The following is a 21,384-nucleotide window of genomic DNA, read 5'->3' as shown; positions in this document are numbered from 1 at the left end:
AAAAAATCTTGGGTCCGCTGCGCGGCCCAGCGGGAGCAAGCTCCCTCACCACAGTTGAGCGGGTCCCGAGCTATAGTGTTTGGCCCCATTGATCGAGCAGCGCCTTGAGCGATTTACGCTCGGCTTCCGAACCCCGAGCGATGACCTGCGCCACCTGCCGCTCAATCGATTCCAGCGTCGATGGCTGGGAAGGCAGGTTCAGGTGCTGCGGCAAAATCTCATCACCGGCACTCACCAACAACGCAAAATGAATGACGTTTTCCAACTCACGGGTATTGCCCTGCCAATTGTGCTGTTCCAGCGCATGCTGCGCCGCTTCGCTGATCAACGGCACGGTGAACCCAAGGCGCTGGCCGTAGATGCCCAGAAAATATTCGGCCAGGGACAAAATGTCGCCCACCCTCTCGCGCAAGGCCGGTAACTCGAGTTGGCCCTCGCTCAGGTAGTGATAGAGCCGATCGTGGAATTTCCCGGCCGCCACCGCTTGCGCCAGGTCGATGCTGGTTGCCGCGACCAAGCGTACATCCACCGGACTGGGCTGATGCGCGCCAACACGGGTGACTTCGTGGTTCTCCAGCGCCGCCAGTAACTTGACCTGGATCGGCAGCGGCAGGTCGCCGATTTCATCCAAATAAAGCGTGCCGCCGTTGGCCGAACCAAACCACCCCGCCCGGCTGCTGGCCGAACCGCTATGGCTGCCGGCGGCATAGCCGAACAATTCGGCATCGGCGTAGGTCGGGCTGATGGCGCCGCAATTGACCGAGACGAACAACCCGCCGCGATTACTCTCGCGATGGATATGCCGGGCCAGCAATTCCTTGCCGGTGCCGGTTTCACCGCGAATCAATACCGAAACCGAGCGTGACGCCAATTGCTCCAGTTCCTCGCGCAGTTGCCGCGAACGCGGGTCGACAAACACCAGCGCCTTGGCGCGTATGCTCAGGGGGCTTTTTTCCGCATCGGGAAAGGTCAGCAAGGGCTGACCAAAGGTTTCATGCAAACTCATGGCAGGCTCCCGCCCCAGGCCGCCGGGAGACGGAGGGCGTTAAAAGTTCAGGCGCGACGCAGGGCGTGATGCTCCATGCGGTTTTGCAGACGATAGAGATAAGCGAATCCCTGCTCCCAACGCTGGTGGCCGGACGTCACATTAATATGTCCCGCCCCGGCCAGGATCCCCGCCTCGGCGCCCCAGTTGCGGGCCAGCTCCAAGGCGCGAGGGGCACTGACCGCCGCATCGTTGTCGGAGCTGACCACTTGGCTGGGAAACGGCAGCAACGTGGTCGGGATCGGTGCGAAATTGCGCAACGCCGGAGCGCAGGCCGGCCGCTCCACATCTGCCGGCGCGACCAACAAAGCACCGCGAACCTGTCGCAGCAATTGCACCGGCGCGGTAGCGGCCCAATGGGCCACCGTGATGCAGCCCAGGCTGTGGGCGATGAGGATCACCGGTGTGCTATCAGCAGCGACAGCTTCTGCCAACGCGGCCACCCAATCCTCTCGCCGGGGCGTCAACCAATCGGCCTGCTCGACCCGGGTGCTGTTGGGCAGGCTGTTCTGCCAGTGGGTTTGCCAATGATTTTCCGGCGATCCTTGCCAGCCCGGCACAATCAGGTAGCGAATCGATTCGTTGCGCATGGGTTGCTCTCCTGCGTGTCTGTTCCCGGACGAGTATAAGGAGGAGAGTTATATTATTTAAGGAATAAGAAGATATTTATTAATAGCATAAAAGAATATGAAGGAACCGTGGGAGCTGGCTTGCTCGCGAATGCGGTCAGTCAGTTAACGGGTGCGTTGGCTGATACAACCCATTCGCGAGCAAGCCCGCTCCCACAGGTCATGCATTCGCTTCAATCGCTACGGCCCTTGCGCAGCAGCACGTCGAGCTGATCCACCACCACTGCCCAGTCGGCATCTTCAAGAATTTCGTCGCGCAGCAATTGCCGTTGGCCCTCGCTCCAGAAGAAGGCGTCGGCCAGATGCAGATCCGGTTTGAGCGGCGAATGGCTGGCGATGAACTGGTCAATGCTGACGGCGTCGTCGGGCAGGCCGAGCTGTTTGAACAAGGCGGGAAGGGTATGGACCGGGGTTTCCATGGGGGCTCCTGAGCAGGGTCGGATGGCTGGGACGCTTCCCTCGAAGTCTAGTCCTTTGGCGTGGACACCGAGCCCTTTGTCTTGGCTTCGACCCTTCTCAGCGACTCCAGCGATTGGTAAGGCGCTTGTGCCCAACGTTCTACCCGATCGCGCAACAGGGGCGACGCTTCTCGGCGCTTGTCCTCGCTGTCGCCCGCAAACGCCTGCGCCGGCTGCTTGGCATGCTGGCTGACCGCCGAGAAGACTTGCCCGCGTTGTTCGGTGTCCAATCGGAACAAACCGCCCAGCCTGCCGGCCATCGCCTCGGGTAATTCGTCGTAATTGACCGCCGTTCCGGCAAACGCCCGGCAGTGCTCCAGTCCCACCTGCAACAGCCGTCCCAATCGCCGCGCAACATAATCCTCCTGGCCATCAAACGGAGTTCCGTCGTCCAGCACGCTTGCCCCGATCAACCCCGGCACCATGTGCATGCCGGGACGGCGGATATGGGAAACCGCGATTTCCAGGGGGGCGCGGTACAGGAACAGCCAAGGCGTATCGGGAAAACACTCGCGCAGCAACGCCAGCTCACCGATGTTCCAGGCGTCGAGCTTGATGACCAACCGCTGTTCCACGCCTCGGCGGCGCTGCCCGTAGGCGGACATCAAGCCCTTGAGCGCCACGCACCGTTCGGCGGTCGGCAGGTCACTGCGCAGCAGTGCGTCCAGGGGCGGCGGCTCGGAGATAACGATGTGGTCGTCCAATCGGGCGAGCATCTGGCTGATCAATGTCGAGCCGCATCGGGAGGCATGGAAAATGAACGCACCGGGCTCGAGTCCCGGGCTCTGACGTTGCCACTGACCGAGAGCGTCCAGCGGCGTCTGGCGGCGGAACGCTTGGTTGAACGGCAAGCGCAGGGCTTGCTCGACGGCATCGCTGAAGAACGGCTGTGACAGTCGTTGGTCACCGAACCAGCACCAATCGACCCGCCACTGCCCCACCTCTTGCCATAGGCGGATCGGCAACCAGCCCTCCAGGTTCAGGTCTTCCACTGGTCGCTCCATTGTCGGCGACCGGTGCGCATGGCGGCGCACAGTTCTTCCCGGGTGAAATGAAACCCCTGCTCCGCCCCCAGCGCCAGGGCTGATTCGATGAACGCGTCCAGGTCCTGCAGGCCTTGCAACGTCCGGGCAAGATGCGGATCAGCCTCCACGCGCCGCTGAAAGCAGGCCAAGTCACTTTGCTTGATGCCGGCAATGGGCGTGGAGGTCAGCCCGTCGACAATCTGCTGTTCCAACCACGGTCCGGGACGGCAATCGAGCACCAAGTGAACCCGCGGCTGATCACTTCGATTAGCCACGCGATGCGGACGCGCCAGGTCAAGGAACCAGCATTCACCCGCTTTCATCGGAATGACCTGCCCGTCCAGCCAGAATTCGACGTCAGGCGGGCTGAGCAGAGGAACGTGCAGGCGCAAGTCGGCACCCGGCCCGCCCAGGTCATAGTCGCGATGTTCGTGGATGCGTCCACCAGGCCCCAACCGTAGCAGTCGAGCCGAGACAATTTCCAAGGGCCAATCGCGCAACGCCTGTCGCCAGCGCTCATCCTCCAGCCAGGGCGCACGAGGCAACGGCCTGCCGCGTCCGGGCGACAGTTCGGTCAAGGCATCGGCCGCCGAAATCAGCGCCACGCCACTCCAATCACCACTGTGATAGGCAGTATTGAAGTGGCCTTGCCAACGATCCTCTTCGACGGCGGCCAACGCCTGCAACAGCAGCGGCAGGTTTGCCGTGACGGGCAGCCGGGAAAACGCCGCAAGCGTCATCCCGGCACTCCGTTATTGCGCCACCGGCGGCGTTGCCACCGCGATGTCCCCTTGGGCCCAGGCCGCTTCGCGGTTAGCCAGCGCAGTGGCAATCGACTGCACCTCGGTCGATTGCACTTCGTTTGGCAGCGGGTCGAGGCCGGCGCTGGCGAAGATCTGCCCATAGGCGTTGCGCAGGTCGGCGTAGGCCAGGTCACGGCGCAGGTCGGCCTGCAAGGTGTTCAACTCGCCCTGGATCAGGTCCAATTCCCCGATGCCTGCGGCCTGATGACGGCTGCGCAGTTGGCCGACAATCTGTCCGTCGATGTCCGACAGTTGCTGGCTGGTCTTGAACTGGCGCAGCGCTTCACGGTAGTTCGCGTTGGCGACGTACAGCTGCGCCAGCACCGCAATCGACATGGCCTGGCGCCGCGCCGCCGCGACTTCTTCGCCGGCCTTGGCCACGTCGATCGCCGCCGGAGCAGAGATGACATTGAAGAGGTTCCAGGTGACTTTCACGCCATAGTCGGCCCAGCCCTGTTCGACCAGGAACGAGTTGCTGTCGTAATGTCCGCCGGCCGAGAACTCCAGGCCTGGCAGCAGGCGCAACATGGCCTTGCGGGTTTCGGCGGCGGTGATGCGGGTCTGGTAATCCTGCTCACGCAATTCAGGCCGGCTAGCCAGGGCTTCCTGTTCGAGGCGGGCCAGGTCGACCTTGAGTTCCGGAATCGCATATTCATCCTGGGTCGCCAGGGTCAGCTCAGTGCCCAGTGGCAGGTTGATCAAGGTCGCCAGTTCGGTCTTGGCCAGGGACAAGGCCCGGCGCTGTTCTTCCAACTGGCGGGTGGCCTGGATCAGCGAACGCTGGTACCCCAAAGCCTGCACCGGATCACCGATGCGCTGCTCGCTCATGCTCTGGCTGTTGCCACGTGCCGTCTCGACCCGCGCCATCAGGCTGTCGATCTGCTTGAGCAGACGCTCGGCGGCCATGGCTCGCCAGTAGGCCGAACGCACGTCCTGGACGATCGTGTTGATCACCTTGCGCCGGCGCTCCTGCACGATCAGCCGCTGGTCACCGGCCTGCTTGGCGCTGATGTAACTGACGCCGAAATCGAGGACATTCCAGACCATGGTCAGGTCCGCCACCTCACGGTCACGATCTTGAGAAGTGGACGGCTCCAGGGACTGCGTGCCGGTTTCCACGCTCTGGCTGCTGGAGGCGTTGACGTTATTGCGCCCCACATAACCTGCATCCAGGGCCATGCGCGGCAGCATGTCGAAACTGGCCAGGTCGAGTTGGCGCTTGGCCAGGGCTTCTTCCATGATTTTCAAGCGGCCTTCAAGGTTGTACTTCACCGCGCGGGCCATCGCCTGGTGCAAGGTCAGTGGTCCACTGAGAGGCTCCTGGTCCTTGTACATACTCTGCAGGTCGGTGCGGGCGCGCTGTTCGCTGACGCTGCGATCGATCGGCTCGCTGGTGACCGCACAACCGCTGACCACCAACGCCAGCAGACTCATACCGAATAACTTCTGACTTCTATTCATCCCTGGATTGCCCCTGGCTGCCGTATTTTCTTATGGGAATTTCTCAGGCCTGCACTTGGCGGGTGCCGGCCTGTTTCAAAGCCATTGCCAAGCTGTCCACCTGACGTTGCTCTGTGTCTTTGAGTTGCTGCAATTGCTGGCCCAAGGTCGGTGCGCCGAATACCCCGCGCACGCCCTGGGACGCATCGCCCCCCTTGATCGACTGGTTGTCGAACGCATCCAGCGATTCGCCATCGGAACTGGCGTCCTGGTTGAACAGGCTGGAAATCGTGCTGCTGCCAAACACCCCGCCATCGCCACCACCAAAGCCCAGGAACCCCTGGCCCGAACCATCCCCGGCGGCGTCGCTGCTGAACACCTGGGCGATATAGCTGGGCGCCAGCTCGCCCCGGTTGATGAAGATGCTGCCGATAGGATCGAGACCGCCGACATCGCGCTGCTCGAACAGCGGCGGGAAGCCCAGCGGCGAGCCCAGGTTGCCAGTCGGCGGCGTGAAGACGATCGGCTGCAACGGCACCTCGGACGGCGGGATGACCGTTACTGGGTCCGATGTCAGGAAGTCCGGTGGTGGCTTCACATCGTTGGGCACCACGGTGTCGATCGCGTAGTTGTTGGACACCGCCACGCTTGATCCAGCATTGCCCGACAGGTCGCTGACGTTACCGGTGTCCAGGGCAATGAAATTGCTTGGATCGGTGAGGTTCACCGTGGGCGTGAAGGTCGCCGTCCAGGTCTTGCCGCCGTCGCTGCTGGTCAGGTTGCTCAGTTCGCCGTTGGTGACGCTCAGGTCCGAGAGGTCGAAGTCCGTCACCGCCTCGCTGAAGGTGAAGGTCACCTGGGTCGTCTGGCCCACGCCCAAGGTCGGGTTGGCGACCACGATGGTCGCGGTCGGCCGGGTCGCATCGAGGGCATAGTTGGCGGAGATGGCGATGCCCACGCCGGCATTGCCGGCACTGTCCTGTACGTTGCTGGCGTCGAGCAGGATCAGGTTGGTGGCGTCGTTGACACCCACCGTTGGCGTCAGGGTCGCCGTCCAGGTCAGGCCGCCATCGCTGCTGGCGAGGTTGGACAGCACGCCGTTGGCGACACTGAGGTCCGACAGGTCGAAACCGGACACCGCCTCGGTGAAGCTGATGGTCACGGTGGTGGTCTGGCCGATGCCCAGCGAGGTATCGGCCACCACGATGGTCGCGCCCGGGCGCACGGTGTCGATTGCGTAGTTGTTGGAGTCGACCACACCAACACCGCTGTTGCCCGAAACGTTAGTGACGCCACTGGTGTCCAGGCTGATCAGGTTGCTGGTGTCGGTGATATTGCTCGCCGGCGTGAACGTTGCCGTCCAGGTGACGCCGCCGTCGGTGGACGACACATTGCTCAGCGTCCCGTTGCTGACGGTCAGGTCGCTGTTGTCGAAGCCGCTGACCGCTTCGGAGAAGGTGATCGTCACCTGCGACGTTTCGCCCACGCTCAGCGCGGTGTCGGCGACGACGACAGTGGCGGTCGGTACGCGAGTCTCGACCGCATAGTTGGCCGAATCAGTGGTACCGGTTCCGGTGTTGCCCGCCGCATCGCTCACCCCGGTGTTGTCGAGAATGATCAGGTTGGTGGTGTCGCTCACGCCCAGGGACGGGGTAAACGTGGCGGTCCAGGTCAGGCCGCCATCACTGCTGCTCACGGCGCTCAAGGTGCCGTTGGCAACACTCAGGTCATCGTTGCTGAAACCGCTCACCGCCTCGCTGAAGGTGATGGTCACTTGCGCCGTTTCGCCCGGTCTCAGTGATGAATCACTGAGCACGATGGTGGCAGTCGGACGCTGGGTATCGAGGGCGTAATTGTTGGAATCGGTTGTGCCGACGTTGCCGTTGCCCGCCAGATCGATGATGCCGCCGCTGTTGAGCGAAATCACATTGCTGCTGTCGTTGACGCCGTTGGTGGGCGTGAAGGTCGCGGTCCAGGTGATCCCGCCGTCGCTGCTGCTCAGCCCGGAGATCGTTCCGTTGGCGACGGTCAGGTCGGCGGTAGTGAACGCTGTCACGGCCTCGCTGAACGTGATGGTCACCAGCGAAGTTTCGCCGGCCGCGATGGCGGTGTCGGCCACGACAATGGTCGCGGTCGGACGCACTGTGTCCACCGCGTAGTTGTTGGAGTCGGTGGTGCCGACACCGGCGTTGCCCGCGCCGTTGATCAGGCCGGTATTGTCCAGGGTAATCACGTTGCTGGTATCGGAAATGCTGGTGCTCGGCGTGAAGGTCGCGGTCCAGGTGACGCCGCCGTCGGTACTGCTCATGGTGCCCAAGGTACCGTTGCTGACGGTCAGGTCCGAATTGTCGAAGCCACTGACCGCCGAGTTGAACGTCACGGTCACGATCGTCGTTTCGCCAATGCCCAAGGTGCTGTCGGCGACCACGATGGTCGCCGTCGGCACGTTGGTGTCGACCTGGTAGTTGTTCGAATTGGTGGTACCGGTGCCGGTATTGCCCGCCCCGTCAGTGATGCCGGTGTTATTCAAGGTAATGACGTTGGACGTATCGCTGACGCCGAGGGCAGGGGTGAAGGTGGCGGTCCAGGTAATGCCGCCATCGCTGCTGCTGACCGCACTCAATGTGCCGTTGGCCACGCTCAGGTCTGAATTGTCGAAACCGCCGACCGCTTCGGAGAAGGTGATGGTCACCAGGGAGGTTTCGCCCACGCTCAGCGCGGTGTCGGCGATCACGATGGTCGCAGTTGGACGTTGGGTGTCGACGGCATAATTGTTGGAGTCGGTGGTGCCACTGCCGGTGTTGCCCGCGCCATCCACCACGCCGGTGTTGTTGAGGGTGATCAGGTTCGTGGTGTCGGTGACGCCTGCCGACGGCGTGAACGTCGCCGTGTAGGTGATGTTGTCGCTGGTGCTCAGCCCGCTCAGGCTGCCGTTGGTGACGCTCAGGTCCGCCAGGGTGAAACCGGTCACCGCTTCGTTGAAGGTAATCGTTACCACTGAAGTTTCGCCAGCACCGACAGCCGTGTCGGCGACGACGATGGTTGCAGTCGGGCGCGCGGTGTCGATGGCGTAGTTGTTGGAATCGGTGGTGCCGCTACCACTGTTGCCCGCCGCGTCGGTCACGCCGGTGTTATCCAGGGTGATGAGGTTGCTGGTGTCGCTGATGCTGGCGCTTGGCGTCAGTGTTCCGGTCCAAGTGATGCCGCCGTCGCCGCTGCTCAGGCCGGTGACCGTACCGTTGGCGACCGTCAGGTCTGCGGTGGTAAAGCCTGTTACCGCTTCGTTGAAGGTGATGGTCACCAAAGAGGTTTCGCCGACGCTCAGCGAGGTATCGCTCACGACAATGCTGGCCGTGGGACGCTGGGTATCGACGGCGTAGTTGTTGGAGCTGGTGGTACCGCTGCCGGCATTGCCCGCTGCATCCGCCACGCCGGTATTGGCCAGGATGATCAGGTTGGTGGCGTCGCTGATGCTGGCACTCGGGGTCAGCGTCGCGGTCCAGGTGATGCCGCCGTCGCCGCTGCTCAGCCCGCTCAAGCTGCCGTTGGCAACGGTCAGGTCTGCCAGGGTGAAGCCCGTGACGGCCTCGCTGAAGGTAATCGTGACCAAGGACGTTTCACCGACGCTCAGCGCCGTATCGGCGACCACGATGGACGCGGTCGGACGCTGTGTGTCGATGGCGTAGTTGTTCGAGTCGGTGGTGCCGCTGCCGGCGTTGCCGGCCAGGTCGGCAATGCCGGTGTTGTCCAAAGTGATGAGGTTGCTGGTGTCGCTGATGCTGGCGCTCGGGGTCAGCGTCGCGGTCCACGTGATGCCGCCGTCACTGGTGCTCAGCCCGGTCACGCTGCCATTGGCAACGGTCAGGTCCGCCGCGGTGAAACCACTCACGGCCTCGCTGAAAGTGATGGTCACCACCGAGGTTTCGCCCGCACTCAACGCCGTATCGGCGACCACGATGGTGGCGGTCGGACGTTGCGTGTCGATGGCGTAATTGTTGGAGTTGGTCGTCCCCACGCCGGCGTTGCCATTGAGGTCCGCCACGCCCGTGTTGTTCAGGACAATGAGATTGGAGGTATCGGTGATAGCCGCATCCGGTGTCAGGGTGGCGGTCCAGGTGATGCCGCCGTCGCTGGTGCTCAGGCCGCTGAGCGTACCGTTGGCCACCGTCATGTCTGCCGTGGTGAAGCCGGAGACGGCCTCGGAGAAAGTGATGGTCACCGTCGAGGTCTCGCCAATCCTGAGGGCCGTGTCGCTCACCACGATGGACGCCGTCGGCGCCACGGTGTCGTTGACGATGTAGTTATTCGAGTCGGTAGTGCCCACCCCGGCGTTACCGGCCAGGTCAGCCACACCGGTGTTGTTCAGGGTGATGATATTGGTGGTGTCGGCGATGTCGCTGGCTGCGGTCAACGTGCCGGTCCAAGTGATGCCGCCGTTGCTGGTGGTCAAGGTGCCAACGGTGCCGTTCTGCACCGTCAGGTCCGCCGCGGTGAGGCCGGTCACGGCTTCGGAGAAGGTGATGGTCACCGTCGACGTACCACCGGAGTTCAGGTTGGTGTTGGCCACCACGACAGTCGCGGTGGGCGGCGTCTCGTCCGGCACATAGTTGGTATTGATGGTGCCGCCATCGCCGTAGACGTTGGCCACTGACGCCGGTGAAACCCCTGCGGTACCTGCACTTGTCCCGCCTACGCCACTGCCGCCGACGTTGCCAGCCAGGGCGGCGAAGTTGGCGGCGGTGATCAGGATCGAACCTTTGTTCCAGATCGCGCCGACACCGACGCCGCCCGCACCGCCCGCCTGGAGATAGCTACCGCCCGCCCCGCCGCCACCACCGCCACCGCCGGCACCGACGTTGTTGGAGATGACCGAGTTGCCAATGATCCGCAGGGTCGCGCCGGTATCGTTGTAGATGCCACCGACCGCACCGCCGCCGTCGCCGCCGAAGTTGTCATACCCGTCACCACCGCCGCCACCGCCGATGGACAAGCCACCGCTGCTGGCCGTACCGCCGGCCGAACCGGTGCTGTAGCCCGGATAGGCCGCACCGCCCGCGCCACCCGTGGTGGAACCGCCACGCCCGCCAATGTTGAAGAAGCCGCCGCCCGCGCCGCCCTGCCCGGCCGAGCCATTGGAACCCGTGGAGTTAAGCGTGTCGCCGCCCTTGCCGCCGATACCGCTACCGACCGCACCACCGCCACCGCCGCCGCCACCGGCGTACTGCGGCGTCACACCGCCACCGCCACCGCCGCCTGAAGCGGCGTTCGCGGTGACCGTAACGTTGCGCAGGGTCAAGGTGCCGGCGTTGTAGATGCCGCCGCCCTGGGACACCAGCGCGTCGTCGCCGCCGTTACCACCGTTGCCTGCCACCATCCCCCGAGTAATCACCAGGCCATCGAGGGTGGCCGTGGTGCCGGACGTGACTTGCATGATCTGGGTGCGGTACTGGCCGTCGAGGGTCACGTCGGCGACGTTGTCGTTATTGAGGTCGCCATCGATGGTGATGTTCTTATCGACCACCAGCACCTGGGTCAGGGCGACGGTCATGCTGGTGTTGAACGTGACGATGTCACCGTTCTGCGCGGACAACAGGGCTGCACGCAGGGAACCCACGCCGCTGTTGAGGTTGTTGGTGGCGGTCCAGGTGGCCAGGCCCCACTGGTAGTCGCTCATGGCATTGGCCGACAGCACGTTGGCGCTTTCGATGTTGCCGGTGGCGATTTCCAGGTTCCAGTCGCCGCCCAGGCCGGTGCGGTCGTCGGAAGCGGCCACGTCCCGGCCGGTGAGCTGCGCCAGCGAGTTGACCAGGCTCATGCCGCGGTCGCCTTCGGCCGTATAGCAGCCATAGATCAGGATGTCGCCGCCAGCGTTCATGTCCTTGCCGATCTGCGCCAGCACTTCGCTGCGCGCCTGGACGTTGTCGGCCGACAGGTAGCTGTTGCCCAGCCACAGATCACCGGCGTTACCGTGGGCAATGATCTGTACCGAACTGACGCCCTGGTGGGTGCCCAGGTAATCGGCGATCTGCTGCAAGCCGTCCTTGGTGCCATCGAGCTGCACCACCTCGGTACCCGGCGCCACGCCTTGCAACAACTGGGCGGAGTCCTTCACGCGGGAGTCGACGAACACCACGGACTTGCCCGGGACGGCCGCCTCGGTGGCATCGGTCTGGCCCTGGGGCGCATGGCTGTCGGAAGGCTGGTCCGCCGTTGGCGTCTTCGCGGCGTCGGCGGTCGGGTGTGCATCCGGCTGCGCGGCATCGGCCACGGTCGCGGCCACCGCGCCGTCGAAGAGCATTCGCGGCTCCAGCGACATGATCATTGGCGATGCCAGGGCCTGTGCGCCCTCGGTTACCCGCGATTTGCCTTTGCTCCACCACATGACGATCACCCGGACTCGAACTTTCTTAAACGCAAATGATAAAAACCGCGATCAACTGATCGCGGCGTCGGCTTTCATGCGAATGACATTGGCGGCACTGGCCGTGCCATCGCGCCAGAACGACAATTCGGCATATTTATCGAACAGATCCGGCGGCAGCAGCGTCCGTCGGGCTTGCGGTGCAACCTTGGGCTTGACCTTGTGCAGGCCGGCAACACCCAAGGCCTGATCAAAGGCCGGGGCGTCGTAGGTCAAGTGATTGAAGTCGTGCTCGAACCACGGCTCGCCGATGAACTCGTAGACCAGCCGCATGACGCGTTCAGGCGCCTGGCTCAACAGGTCGTAATCGACGATCAGCAGCGATTCGGCATTTTCACCGTAATAGGCTTCTTTCAACGCAGTCCAGGCGAACCCCACCAGGCGGTTGCGCTGGGCCAGCGTTTCGCAACGGCTGTAGACGGTGTTGCGCTCGTCATCGTCGTTGAACAGCTTGGTATTTTCGAAAGGGTTGGCGCGGTAGAGCCGCTCCAGGCTGTCGAGGATCCAGGCGACGTTGCGCACGCAGGCGATGGTCTTGGCTTGGGGAAACAGGTCCTGCAGGGCAGGCAGGCGCGCGCACCATTGGCGGTTGGTGTCGAAGATGACCGGTTTATCGGATTTGTCGGCGTAGTAGGAATCGAAGAGGCCGCGCAACAGGCGGCGTCGCAGATCGGTGTCGATCACCGAACCGAACTCGCTGCCCGCGCTGCATTGCTGCAAGACACTGCTGAACAGCGTACCGACGGGGCTGGTCATGCCGGCGTGAAAGCGCGGGTTCTGCAACAGAATCGCAGAAAGCAGGGTCGAGCCAGAGCGCGGTAGACCGGAGATAAAGTGAAACTGCGGCAATCCCTTCACCTTGTTTGTAGTCCTTTGTAGCCGAAGCGTAGCCGAGGAAAAAAACTTCGCCTAGTGGTGTTTTGATATCAAACGCATCAAACCCTGTAAAAAAGATGGACGGTATCGAGGCATTCGAGACGTGAATCGATTAAGCCAGCCGAGCCGGTTTTTTCATTCGATCCGTCCGGCAAAATCAGCCATCCCCGTCTACGCTCAGCCGTGCGTGACCAGGCCAGGGAACGAAGGAGTCGGGCTGATCGCACTCTTGTTCTTCACGTGCCAGGCATTGCAAGACCCATAACCTGAAGGACGAGGAATCTATGGAAGTATTCATCGGCACTATCCAGTCATTCGCCTTTAACTTTGCACCCAGGGACTGGGCCCTGTGCAACGGGCAAACACTCGCCCTTTCCCAGTATCAGACCCTGTTCGCGCTGATCGGCGTAACGTATGGCGGCAACGGGCAGACGACCTTCATGCTGCCCAACCTGCAGGGGCGCCTGCCTCTGGGCCAAGGCAACGGGCTGGGCCTGACTCCGCGGGTGATCGGCGAGATTTCCGGTACGGAAAACGTCAGCGCAACGCTGAACAACCTGCCCAACCACACCCATGCACTCACCGGCATTACCGCCGCCACCACGCTGCAACTGGCGAACCCGGCCAGCAACCCGGTGAACACGCCGACGGCCACCAACTCATTCATCGGCACCTCGGGCACCGGGCCCGGTTCGGCGGCGATATATTCCGATCAAGTGGGTGCTTCGCCGGTGCCATTGCAAGGCGTGACCACGGTGGTCAGTGGCACGGTCGCCCCTACTGGCGGCAGCACGCCGATGGCGATCATGAACCCGTACCTGGCAATCAACTTCAGCATCGCGCTGCAAGGCTATTTCCCATCCCGCAACTGACCACCCGCCGGAAGGCCTCGGTCTTCCGGCTTTTGGGAGCATCGATATGCTGCAACACGTTCATAGTCGCCATTTCCAACCACTGCTCGGCCAGACCAGCCACCTGACCTTGCCCGACGGCAGTTGCCTGCCCGTACGGATCGAAACCCTGGAAGAAGCACCCCGGGCGAAAATGCCCAGCAGCGAACGCATGCCGTTCAGCGTCGAGTTCAATAGCTTGGAAAGCACCGACTTCGTCGATGGGCTCTGTGGGTTGGAAGTTCCGGAATTGGGCAGGCTCGAAGGGGTGTTCGTATCACGGGTACCGCCGATGGGACGGGATCCGGGGGTGGGGTATTTTTATATTGCGTTTAATTGATGGGATTTTGCTTAGTTTGTGGGAGCGTCTTTGCTCGCGATGGCACCCGTCCAGACCATCATGCTGCTCGCCCAAGCTACTTAAATTTCATCAGCAAATACACAACTATCGCCCAGACTAAGGAAGCGTACACGATCGCCAAAAAAACAGTCAAAAGGCGTTTCAGACGCGGTGGGAAATTTTCAATATCGGTTGGATCTACATTACCGCTCAGTATATTTGCCCTTGGAAACACTACCATTCCGGCGATTTTCACGATCAGTATGATCCCCCCGACCCAGCCTCGCCTCCGCCATGCGGGGCCCCAAAGATGGATGTAGCGGCTGTTATTCAGGGCCTGCATCATGGCGTTCAAATGTCGGCGGCTCAGATAGAGGCAGAATAAAAAGCTCGAAAAGCCCAGCAGGGTGGGGCCGGCCATAAACCAAAAAGCCAGCCAAGACTTCCAGAACTCCTCCGGTATCATTGCAAAATTTCCTCGTACAGTACTTCCCCAATCCCCTCGCCCCCCATAGCACCCAGCGTCGTACCTCCCCACGCACCAGCCGCCACCACCGCGCCGACGCAGAGAACACCTCCAATGCCGGTAGTGACTCCTAGCAGTAAGCAAACAGAACCACTCGCAGCAGAAGCACCGACCCCTCCAATCCAGCCACCAACTGCTGACCCGACAAATTTCCCTCCCTCAGTAAACCTGACCCGCTCACAAGCCTCCTCTGAACCCCCGTTGCACACAGCCTGAACCGCCAGCACAGAAGACACCCCACCAATCCCAATACCAACATACCCACCCATCTGCATATATTTCGCAGCACGACTGGTCGCCTCCACATGCGTGGCATACCCCGGTATCTGCCCCGGCGCGCCAGCCTTGTTCCAATGATGAACCAGGCTGCGGCTCGAAATGCCAAGGGCGGTTTTCAACTTGGGATGGTCTCCCAGCGTCGTATGGCCGCGCAGGCGGGTGGAATTCAGCAAGTGAGCGTCCAACTGGGCGAGCAGGAGTTTGCGTTCGGTAAAGAATTGCGCTGATTTGAGATGCCCATGCTGGCGATAGCTGTCCTGGTGCAAGCGCTCCATGGCTTGCAGGGTGTCGCGCAGGCTCGCCAGGTGTTTTTCCATCACCACGGCGCTCACGCCCAGCCAGGTCGAGGTCTGGCCGGTGAAGCTGGCGATCTCGGCCGCGTGGCGGTGCATGAAGTCAGCTTGTTCGGCCGTCAGGTCTTCGAGTGCGGCATTGACTGTTTCCGCCGCCGCCATCACCTGCGCTTCTTCGCGAGTGCATTGCAGGTTGTTCGGGTCGCTCAACACGATCATCGAACCGGCTTTGACCACATCGCGGCGAGGGTTCAGCGCTCGGAATTTGCGCATCACCTGCGGGTCGGGCGCGGGGAATAGCGTGGCTTCCAAGGCTTCACGGCTCAAGCTTTTAGGGACGACATAGAAACCTGGCTCCTGAGGTTCCAGGTGGGTGGATGCTCCGAACGGCAGCTGGCTTGAGGGGGCGAAGCTCGAATGCCGCGGTGCAATCGGCGCGTCCACGGTGGGTTGAGAAGCCGGTTGAGCGGCGCGACTGGCTTGCGGTGCGACGTCCGATTTTCGGTAGGTAGCCCAGGGCACCGAGGGAATCAACTGCGCTTTGCAAGGACAGGTACTGTGACTGTCCAACGTGCCAGCCAGATGCTTGCCATGGCTGACCATGTGCGTGATACCGCCCCTGATCTGATAGGTTTTCCCGTCCCGGCCACAGGAAACGCGATCACCCTCACGGGCATGCAGCAGGCCAAACATATTGACCCCGCTATTGCCGTCCAGCACCTTCCCGCCACAGGTGGTCTTGTCGCCCAGGCCTATGAAATAACCCTCCTTCATCGCACGCCCTCCATCGTCACATCCGAGGACGGGAGCTGAACCTCCGCAAGCGTGAGGGCGGGTAAGAAATCCTCCGCCATCGGCACACCTTCACGGGTGAAGAGCAAGAAGCCCTCTTGGGGCGTGTTGATGATTTCATCGCCATTGCCGAGGCGACTGCCAACCAGGGCAATGTGACTGTTGGCCTCCCCTGCGGTGGTTACGATTTGCGCCGTGCGTCCATCGGCATAAACCACGAGGTCGCCCTTGCGCGCCGCGCATACCTGTTGGCCGCTATCCAGCGTGAATACCATCCGCAGAGTCCCTTGTTGGACCACACCCCCGTCGCGAGTCTGGCTACCCTCGGTGGCGACGCGGTAAATGGCAATGGGCGGATGGGCTTTGACGTATGCCCGTTTTTCATCGATGAACGACGACGGTTGTTGCTCCTTGAAATAGCAGTCGTCCATGTGACTTAGATATTCAGCGGATACTTCGTTGGTATAGCCGAGTTGCAGGGATGCGTGCATTTTCAAGGCTCCTACTCAGGGGTAGTCGTTCGCTTGTCCTCTGCCAAGCCGAACGAATTTCAGAGCCATGGATAAAACGTTGCATTACGGGCAAGACGCAATCCCAAAGGGTATGGATTTGGAACGATTAGGAAACGTCCTAGGCAAAAAACCGATTCTTCCTACGCTTCGGAGGGCTCCATTGCAGGGTTTGCTTGGAAAGCAAGGGATGGCGGCGCGGAAGTTACGGGTACACCGCCTTCGCGAGCAGGCTCGCTCCCACAGGGGTTCTTTAGCGTCTGTAAGATCCGGTCAATTGCCTTTCGGATACCAGACCAACCGCTCCGCCGCGGGGTTGCGCTCTTGCACTTCGAAGCCCAGCGCCAGGTAGTGTCGGCGGGCGTGGGGGTTGCTGGCCCAGACCACCGTCGCCACCGGGCAGCGGATCTGTTGTGCGGCTTTCTGTACGCCTTGCAACACTGCCCGGCCATAGCCTTGCCCACGGGCCTGGGGGACGAAAGCCAGGTAGAGGACGCGGATTTCGTTAGGGCCGAAATCGGTGCTCAAGGCGCCGATGGCGGTGCCGAGCTTTTCCACGACGTAATGCATGGCGTTGGGGAAGTTGTCCCCCAGGCCCTGCTCTTGTATCTCGAACTGCTGGGCGATCACTTGCTGCACCTGCTCGGGATCACCGTCGATCCATTGCAAGTCCGGCCGCGCCGCCTGGTACAGGCCCTGCAGGAACGGACCATCGCTGACCCGCGATGGACGTACCACCAATCCTTCTGCCGCCACTGAGTCCATGCTCGCTCCCTGGATTTAGAACCCGCTTTCCCTGACGCCCAACGCCGCCAACCGACGCCAGGCCGCGCCCAATACCGACTCGCCCTTGCCCTGCAGCACCGCCACGCCACGCAGCGGCTGTACGGGGGCGGATGTGTCGTCCACCGCACTGAGCCGCACACCGTATTGCGCCTGCACCGGCTCGGCCCGTTGCTGCGAATCGCGGCGCACCGCGATCGGCCCGTGGTGGTCAGAGGTCAACGCCTGTTGCTCGACCCAGGCCACGCCGTTGGTGTCGATTTCGTTCAGTTGGATGGCAATCGAGGCGTGCATCGGATCGTCCGCAATAAACCGTCCGGTGGCACCAAGCGCGACCCGCCAGAGTTCGGCTTCGGTGAGGTAGCCGCGCAAGCGGGAGTCGGCTTGCACCACCCGCGCCAGCGGCTGCGTGGGCGATAACCAGCGCCCCACGGTCAGGTCCGCCAGCAGATCGCGCACCTGTCCGGCGTGGGGCGCACGCAACAGCAGGCGTTCACGCTGGGCAACCAGCCCTCGATAGTCGGCCACGGCTTCGGCCAGTTGCTGTTCGACAATGCCGGCATCGGCGGCGGTTTCACTGCGGCCGGCCTGACGGCGCATCTGCAGTTGCTGGATCTCGATTTCCCGACGGACGATCGCCAGGCGCGACGCCATGTCCGGCGATTCCAACTCGATCAATACGTCGCCCTGGGCCACGACCTGGCCGTCACGGACATTCACCTGCTTGACCCGCGCCGCCACTGGCGCATGCAAGGCGCTGGCGCGACCGGCCTCAAGCATCGCCGGCACTTCCACGGCACTGCGCCACGGCAACAGCAAGGCAAGTAGAACGACCAGCAGCACCAGACAGGTCAGCAACACGCGGGGGCCATGGGCCTGCTCGCGGCGGCTCCACCATTGCCGTCCTTCATTCACGATGGGCATAAAAATGAACCAGATCAATTCCACCAACATCAAGAAGATGCCCAGCACCTTGAAGAACAGGTGATAGACCGCCAGGGCAATACCGAAGAACAACGCCGCACGCCACAGCCAGGAACCATAGCCCCACACCAGCAAGCGCCGGCGCATTTTCGGTGACCAGGGTTCCGGGGCAGCAGCGCCATAACCGAACAAGGCTTCGCGCAAGCGCCAGCGACACAGGGCAAACGCACGGCCCTGGAGATTGTCCACAGCCCACAAATCGCTGAGCAGGAAGTAGCCGTCGAAGCGCATGAAAGGGTTCAGGTTGATGATCAGCGTGGTGATCCACGTGGCGCTGGCCAACATGAACGCTGCCGTGCGCGCCGGGCCGTCGGGCAACAGTGACCAGGCCAGCAATGCGATGCAGGCCAAGAGCAACTCCGCCAGTACGCCGCCCGCACCAATCAGCAATCGGGCCCGACGATCATTGACCCGCCAGGCGTCGCTAACATCGGTATAGAACATCGGCAGCAGCACCATGAACGCCACGCCCATGCTTTGCACGCGGCAGCCGGCACGCTTGGCCATGAACGCATGGCCGAATTCGTGACACAGCTTGGCAAAGAACAAGGCCACCCCGAACGCCAGCGCACCGCCGAGGCTGAACAGGTGGGGAAACGTCGCCAGGAACCGCTGCCAGTCCCTGGACACCAGGAAAATGCCCAGGCCCAGGGTCAGCGGTATTCCATAGCGCAGGATGCCGGGGCCGAACCGCGCGAGAAATGGCCAGGCACGATTGAGGAACGCATCCGGACGCCATAGCGGTATGCGGAAAAACAGGTATTGATGCAGCAGGATTTGCCACAGGCTCTGACGCTGGGAAGCGGTCTTGTATTGATAGCTGTCGCGTTGCTGCGGGTCCATCGCGCTGATCAGGTCATGGCCGCGCAAAAAGCCCAGCAATTGCTCCAGCGATTCGCCATTGAGCGGCAGGCCCGGTTCGCGGTTCGCCGCTCGCAATACCTGCTCCGGATCACCCAGGGACCAGTGCCGCAACATGCGCATCGCCGCCGCGCCCAGCTTGAAATAGCGTCCGCGTACCGGATCGGCCAGGGTCCATTGCGGCGAGCCGTCGGGGTCGGGGGCGGCGGCAGACAATTGCAGGTCCGACCGCAGGCTCGGCAGGTCCACGCTACAGGCCTACGCTCTGGCGCAGACCCGCAAGCGGCCGGCGCAACAGATACAACGCCAACGGCGCGCGATCACCGAAGATTTTCGCCGTGCCCCGCAGGCCGATGCGCGGCGCCGTGGCATCGAAACGCGCGTCCAATCGATAGGCCAACTGCCCGGCGGCGGTGGGCTGCGCTTCGTAGGCCGAACGCTCAAGCCGGGCCAGGTGTCGCTGCAACGGATCGCTGTCGAGAAACAATGCCACTTGCGCGCCTGGCTCCAACGCAATCGCGTCGCCCACAGCCAGCTCGATGCGCAACTCGGCCTGGTTCGGATCGGCGATTTCCATCAGCCGCTCGCCGGTCTGCACAGGTTTTCCGAGCCAGCGCTCGGCATCGGCGAATACGGCAATGCCGTCACGTTCGGCGCGAACTTCGCTGCGCTTGAGCAGCTCGATGGCATAGTTGCGCTCGGCACGTTTCTGTTCGACGCGAGCCGCCAGCAGGTCGATCTTCGAGCTGGATTCAGCATCGGCAAACGAGCGCTGGGAATTGGCCTTGAGTTCCGCCTCGGCCACACCCAATGCCCGCTCGGCGACATCGGCCTGGGCCTTGAGGGTGGTGCTTTCGAAACGCAGCAACAGGTCTCCGTTCTTCACCGCCTGGTTGGGCTTGACCAGGAATTCGGCAATCACGCCATCCAACGGCGCCGCCACCACCTGCCCGCCCAGCGGTACCACTTCGGCCGGGGCCAATACGGATTGGCGCACCGGGATCAGCAACCCCAGCAGCAACACCGCCACCAGTGCGACCTGGCGCTTGCGCGTCCAACGCAGGCGCCACGGCTTGCGCGGTTGCAGCGCCAGCCACGCATGACTGTAGGTGTCGCCGAGTTGCGACAGCAGCACTTGCTCCGGCGGCGTCCATGGCAGGTCGCGGGCGAACCACAAGCCGCCAAACACTTGGCCTTGATGATCGATCAAGGGCAGCCAGAACACTTGCCCGGCCGACAGGCTTCGCCAATCCGCCTGGACCGGCTCACTCACCTCGCCAGGGGCAATGACCCGCGCCTTGTCCAGCGATCCCTTCTTGAACAACTGCGCGACGGCTTGCTCGACAAATGCCACAAACGGCGCGTTCGGCTCGATGGCGCTGACGCCGGTCACGGCCTGGACCTTGCCAGCGATCAACAACGCGGCATGACGAAAGCCGAACAACGCCTGGCCGTCGTTGACCAGGCTGTAGCTCAACTGCTCGGGCGTGCGCGCAGCCCTGGTCTGGCGTTCCAGATCGAGGAAACGGGCGAACACCTGCTCGGCGCTGCCCGTCACTGGCGCGTTCACTTCGACTCCGAGAAACGCGCCGTACCGCTCATGCCAGACAGCAGGCCGCTGGCATCCGGCACGCTCGCCACCAGCAGCAACGTCTGGCTGCCCTCGTCGATACGCGCGCCCAGGCGCTTGACCGTCGCTTGCAACGGCTTGCCGGTTTCATCGGGAACGAAGCTGAACGACTGGCCGGGCTTGAGCTTGCCCATCCAGCGCGAGGGAACCAACAGATGGATTTCCAGCGTGCGATTGTCCACGACGTCCAACAATGGCGCACCGGCCGCGACGCTTTCATAACGTTGGACCTTGCGCGCCACAATCTGCCCATCGAACGGCGCGATGACGCTGCAGCGCTTGACCTGCACTTGATAAACCTGGGATTGCGCCTGCGCCTCGCTGAGACGGGCCTCGGCCCGCGACACCTCGAAACGTCCGACGGATTTCAGCGCCGCGAGCTGCCGATTGTGGGCCAGCTCTTCACCGGCGCCACGGCTGGCCGCCTGGGCCGCATTGAGCTGGGCCTGATAGGCCGAACAGTCGAAACGCGCCAGGGTGTCGCCCTTCTTGAACGACTCGCCCTCACTGAACGGCAACTCGACAATCCGCCCGGCCAACTCACTGGCCAGCACCGCCTGATCCCGCGCCCGCAGTACCCCTCGCGCCTCGTTGCCCGACGCACTGGCCGAAACGTTGCTCTCCAGCAACGGATCGTCGGACGCCGGCGTCTGCGCCTGCACCCCGCACGTTATAAAGGTCAATCCCACAACCCAACTGCATAAACGTCGCATGACCGTTACTCCCTGACGGATGGTCGGAGTCTACGACAGCGGTGGGGGGCGTCAAGGGGAGCGCGTGGGCGGAGGGAAATCTCTTGT

General features: G+C 62.6%; 17 protein-coding genes. 2 read left to right on the top strand and 15 right to left on the bottom strand.

Annotated features, from left to right (window positions below; all coding sequences use genetic code 11):
- Nucleotides 1-70: 70 nt before the first annotated feature.
- The 8 genes from Q7C33_RS19090 to Q7C33_RS19055 all read right to left on the bottom strand — a co-directional run bounded on the left by Q7C33_RS19090 (nucleotide 71) and on the right by Q7C33_RS19055 (nucleotide 12,679).
- A complete protein-coding gene (locus Q7C33_RS19090) occupies nucleotides 71-1,006 on the bottom strand; it encodes a sigma 54-interacting transcriptional regulator (protein WP_334598630.1) in 936 nt (311 codons plus the stop codon).
- A 47-nt stretch (nucleotides 1,007-1,053) separates the two neighbouring features.
- Entirely contained in the window at nucleotides 1,054-1,635 is a 582-nt protein-coding gene (locus Q7C33_RS19085; protein ID WP_217860941.1) for an alpha/beta hydrolase, read from the bottom strand.
- Nucleotides 1,636-1,847: 212 nt separating this feature from the next.
- Nucleotides 1,848-2,093, bottom strand: a complete 246-nt coding sequence (locus Q7C33_RS19080; RefSeq protein WP_181290286.1) for a DUF2789 domain-containing protein — start codon at nucleotides 2,091-2,093, stop codon at nucleotides 1,848-1,850.
- Nucleotides 2,094-2,140: 47 nt separating this feature from the next.
- On the bottom strand, nucleotides 2,141-3,124 hold the full coding sequence (locus Q7C33_RS19075; RefSeq protein ID WP_258648678.1) for a sulfotransferase family protein: 984 nt from the start codon (nucleotides 3,122-3,124) through the stop codon (nucleotides 2,141-2,143).
- A complete protein-coding gene (locus Q7C33_RS19070; protein WP_407683944.1) occupies nucleotides 3,112-3,897 on the bottom strand; it encodes an aspartyl/asparaginyl beta-hydroxylase domain-containing protein in 786 nt (261 codons plus the stop codon). The genes Q7C33_RS19075 and Q7C33_RS19070 overlap by 13 nt, the downstream gene beginning before the upstream one ends.
- Nucleotides 3,898-3,909: 12 nt before the next feature.
- On the bottom strand, nucleotides 3,910-5,421 hold the full coding sequence (locus Q7C33_RS19065; RefSeq protein ID WP_030137985.1) for a TolC family protein: 1,512 nt from the start codon (nucleotides 5,419-5,421) through the stop codon (nucleotides 3,910-3,912).
- A 43-nt stretch (nucleotides 5,422-5,464) separates the two neighbouring features.
- A complete protein-coding gene (locus Q7C33_RS19060; protein ID WP_407683943.1) occupies nucleotides 5,465-11,782 on the bottom strand; it encodes an Ig-like domain-containing protein in 6,318 nt (2,105 codons plus the stop codon).
- A 51-nt stretch (nucleotides 11,783-11,833) separates the two neighbouring features.
- On the bottom strand, nucleotides 11,834-12,679 hold the full coding sequence (locus Q7C33_RS19055; protein ID WP_407683942.1) for a sulfotransferase family protein: 846 nt from the start codon (nucleotides 12,677-12,679) through the stop codon (nucleotides 11,834-11,836).
- 302 nt (nucleotides 12,680-12,981) lie between these two features.
- Between Q7C33_RS19055 and Q7C33_RS19050 the strand changes: the two genes are divergently transcribed.
- Nucleotides 12,982-13,569 carry a phage tail protein gene (locus Q7C33_RS19050; protein ID WP_030137988.1) on the top strand — a complete coding sequence of 196 codons (588 nt, stop codon included), beginning with the start codon at nucleotides 12,982-12,984 and terminating at the stop codon, nucleotides 13,567-13,569.
- Nucleotides 13,570-13,615: 46 nt separating this feature from the next.
- Complete coding sequence (locus Q7C33_RS19045; protein ID WP_407683941.1) at nucleotides 13,616-13,927, top strand: DUF6916 family protein; 312 nt, start codon at nucleotides 13,616-13,618, stop codon at nucleotides 13,925-13,927.
- Nucleotides 13,928-14,003: 76 nt separating this feature from the next.
- Here Q7C33_RS19045 and Q7C33_RS19040 read toward each other — a convergent pair whose 3' ends face one another.
- From Q7C33_RS19040 to Q7C33_RS19010, 7 genes are all read right to left on the bottom strand, one after another.
- On the bottom strand, nucleotides 14,004-14,393 hold the full coding sequence (locus tag Q7C33_RS19040) for a hypothetical protein (RefSeq protein ID WP_198797015.1): 390 nt from the start codon (nucleotides 14,391-14,393) through the stop codon (nucleotides 14,004-14,006).
- Nucleotides 14,390-15,799: a PAAR domain-containing protein gene (locus Q7C33_RS19035; protein WP_407683940.1), complete on the bottom strand. Its 1,410-nt coding sequence runs from the start codon at nucleotides 15,797-15,799 to the stop codon at nucleotides 14,390-14,392. The genes Q7C33_RS19040 and Q7C33_RS19035 overlap by 4 nt, the downstream gene beginning before the upstream one ends.
- The gene (locus tag Q7C33_RS19030; RefSeq protein WP_334598625.1) at nucleotides 15,796-16,308 is read right to left on the bottom strand and encodes a hypothetical protein; all 513 of its coding nucleotides are present in this window, start codon (nucleotides 16,306-16,308) and stop codon (nucleotides 15,796-15,798) included. Before Q7C33_RS19030 ends, Q7C33_RS19035 begins: the two co-directional genes overlap by 4 nt.
- A 291-nt stretch (nucleotides 16,309-16,599) precedes the next feature.
- A complete protein-coding gene (locus Q7C33_RS19025) occupies nucleotides 16,600-17,091 on the bottom strand; it encodes a GNAT family N-acetyltransferase (RefSeq protein WP_030137993.1) in 492 nt (163 codons plus the stop codon).
- Between the two features lie 15 nt (nucleotides 17,092-17,106).
- Entirely contained in the window at nucleotides 17,107-19,203 is a 2,097-nt protein-coding gene (locus Q7C33_RS19020; protein WP_198797012.1) for a biotin/lipoyl-binding protein, read from the bottom strand.
- A gap of 1 nt (nucleotide 19,204) precedes the next feature.
- Complete coding sequence (locus tag Q7C33_RS19015) at nucleotides 19,205-20,524, bottom strand: efflux RND transporter periplasmic adaptor subunit (protein ID WP_407683939.1); 1,320 nt, start codon at nucleotides 20,522-20,524, stop codon at nucleotides 19,205-19,207.
- The gene (locus Q7C33_RS19010; protein WP_030137996.1) at nucleotides 20,521-21,297 is read right to left on the bottom strand and encodes an efflux RND transporter periplasmic adaptor subunit; all 777 of its coding nucleotides are present in this window, start codon (nucleotides 21,295-21,297) and stop codon (nucleotides 20,521-20,523) included. Before Q7C33_RS19010 ends, Q7C33_RS19015 begins: the two co-directional genes overlap by 4 nt.
- Nucleotides 21,298-21,384: the final 87 nt, after the last annotated feature.

Source organism: Pseudomonas sp. BP11-1-1 (genome assembly GCF_052112105.1).
In the GTDB taxonomy this organism is placed as follows: Bacteria; Pseudomonadota; Gammaproteobacteria; order Pseudomonadales; family Pseudomonadaceae; genus Aquipseudomonas; species Aquipseudomonas alvandae.
This window is presented reverse-complemented; position numbering and strand designations above follow the sequence as displayed.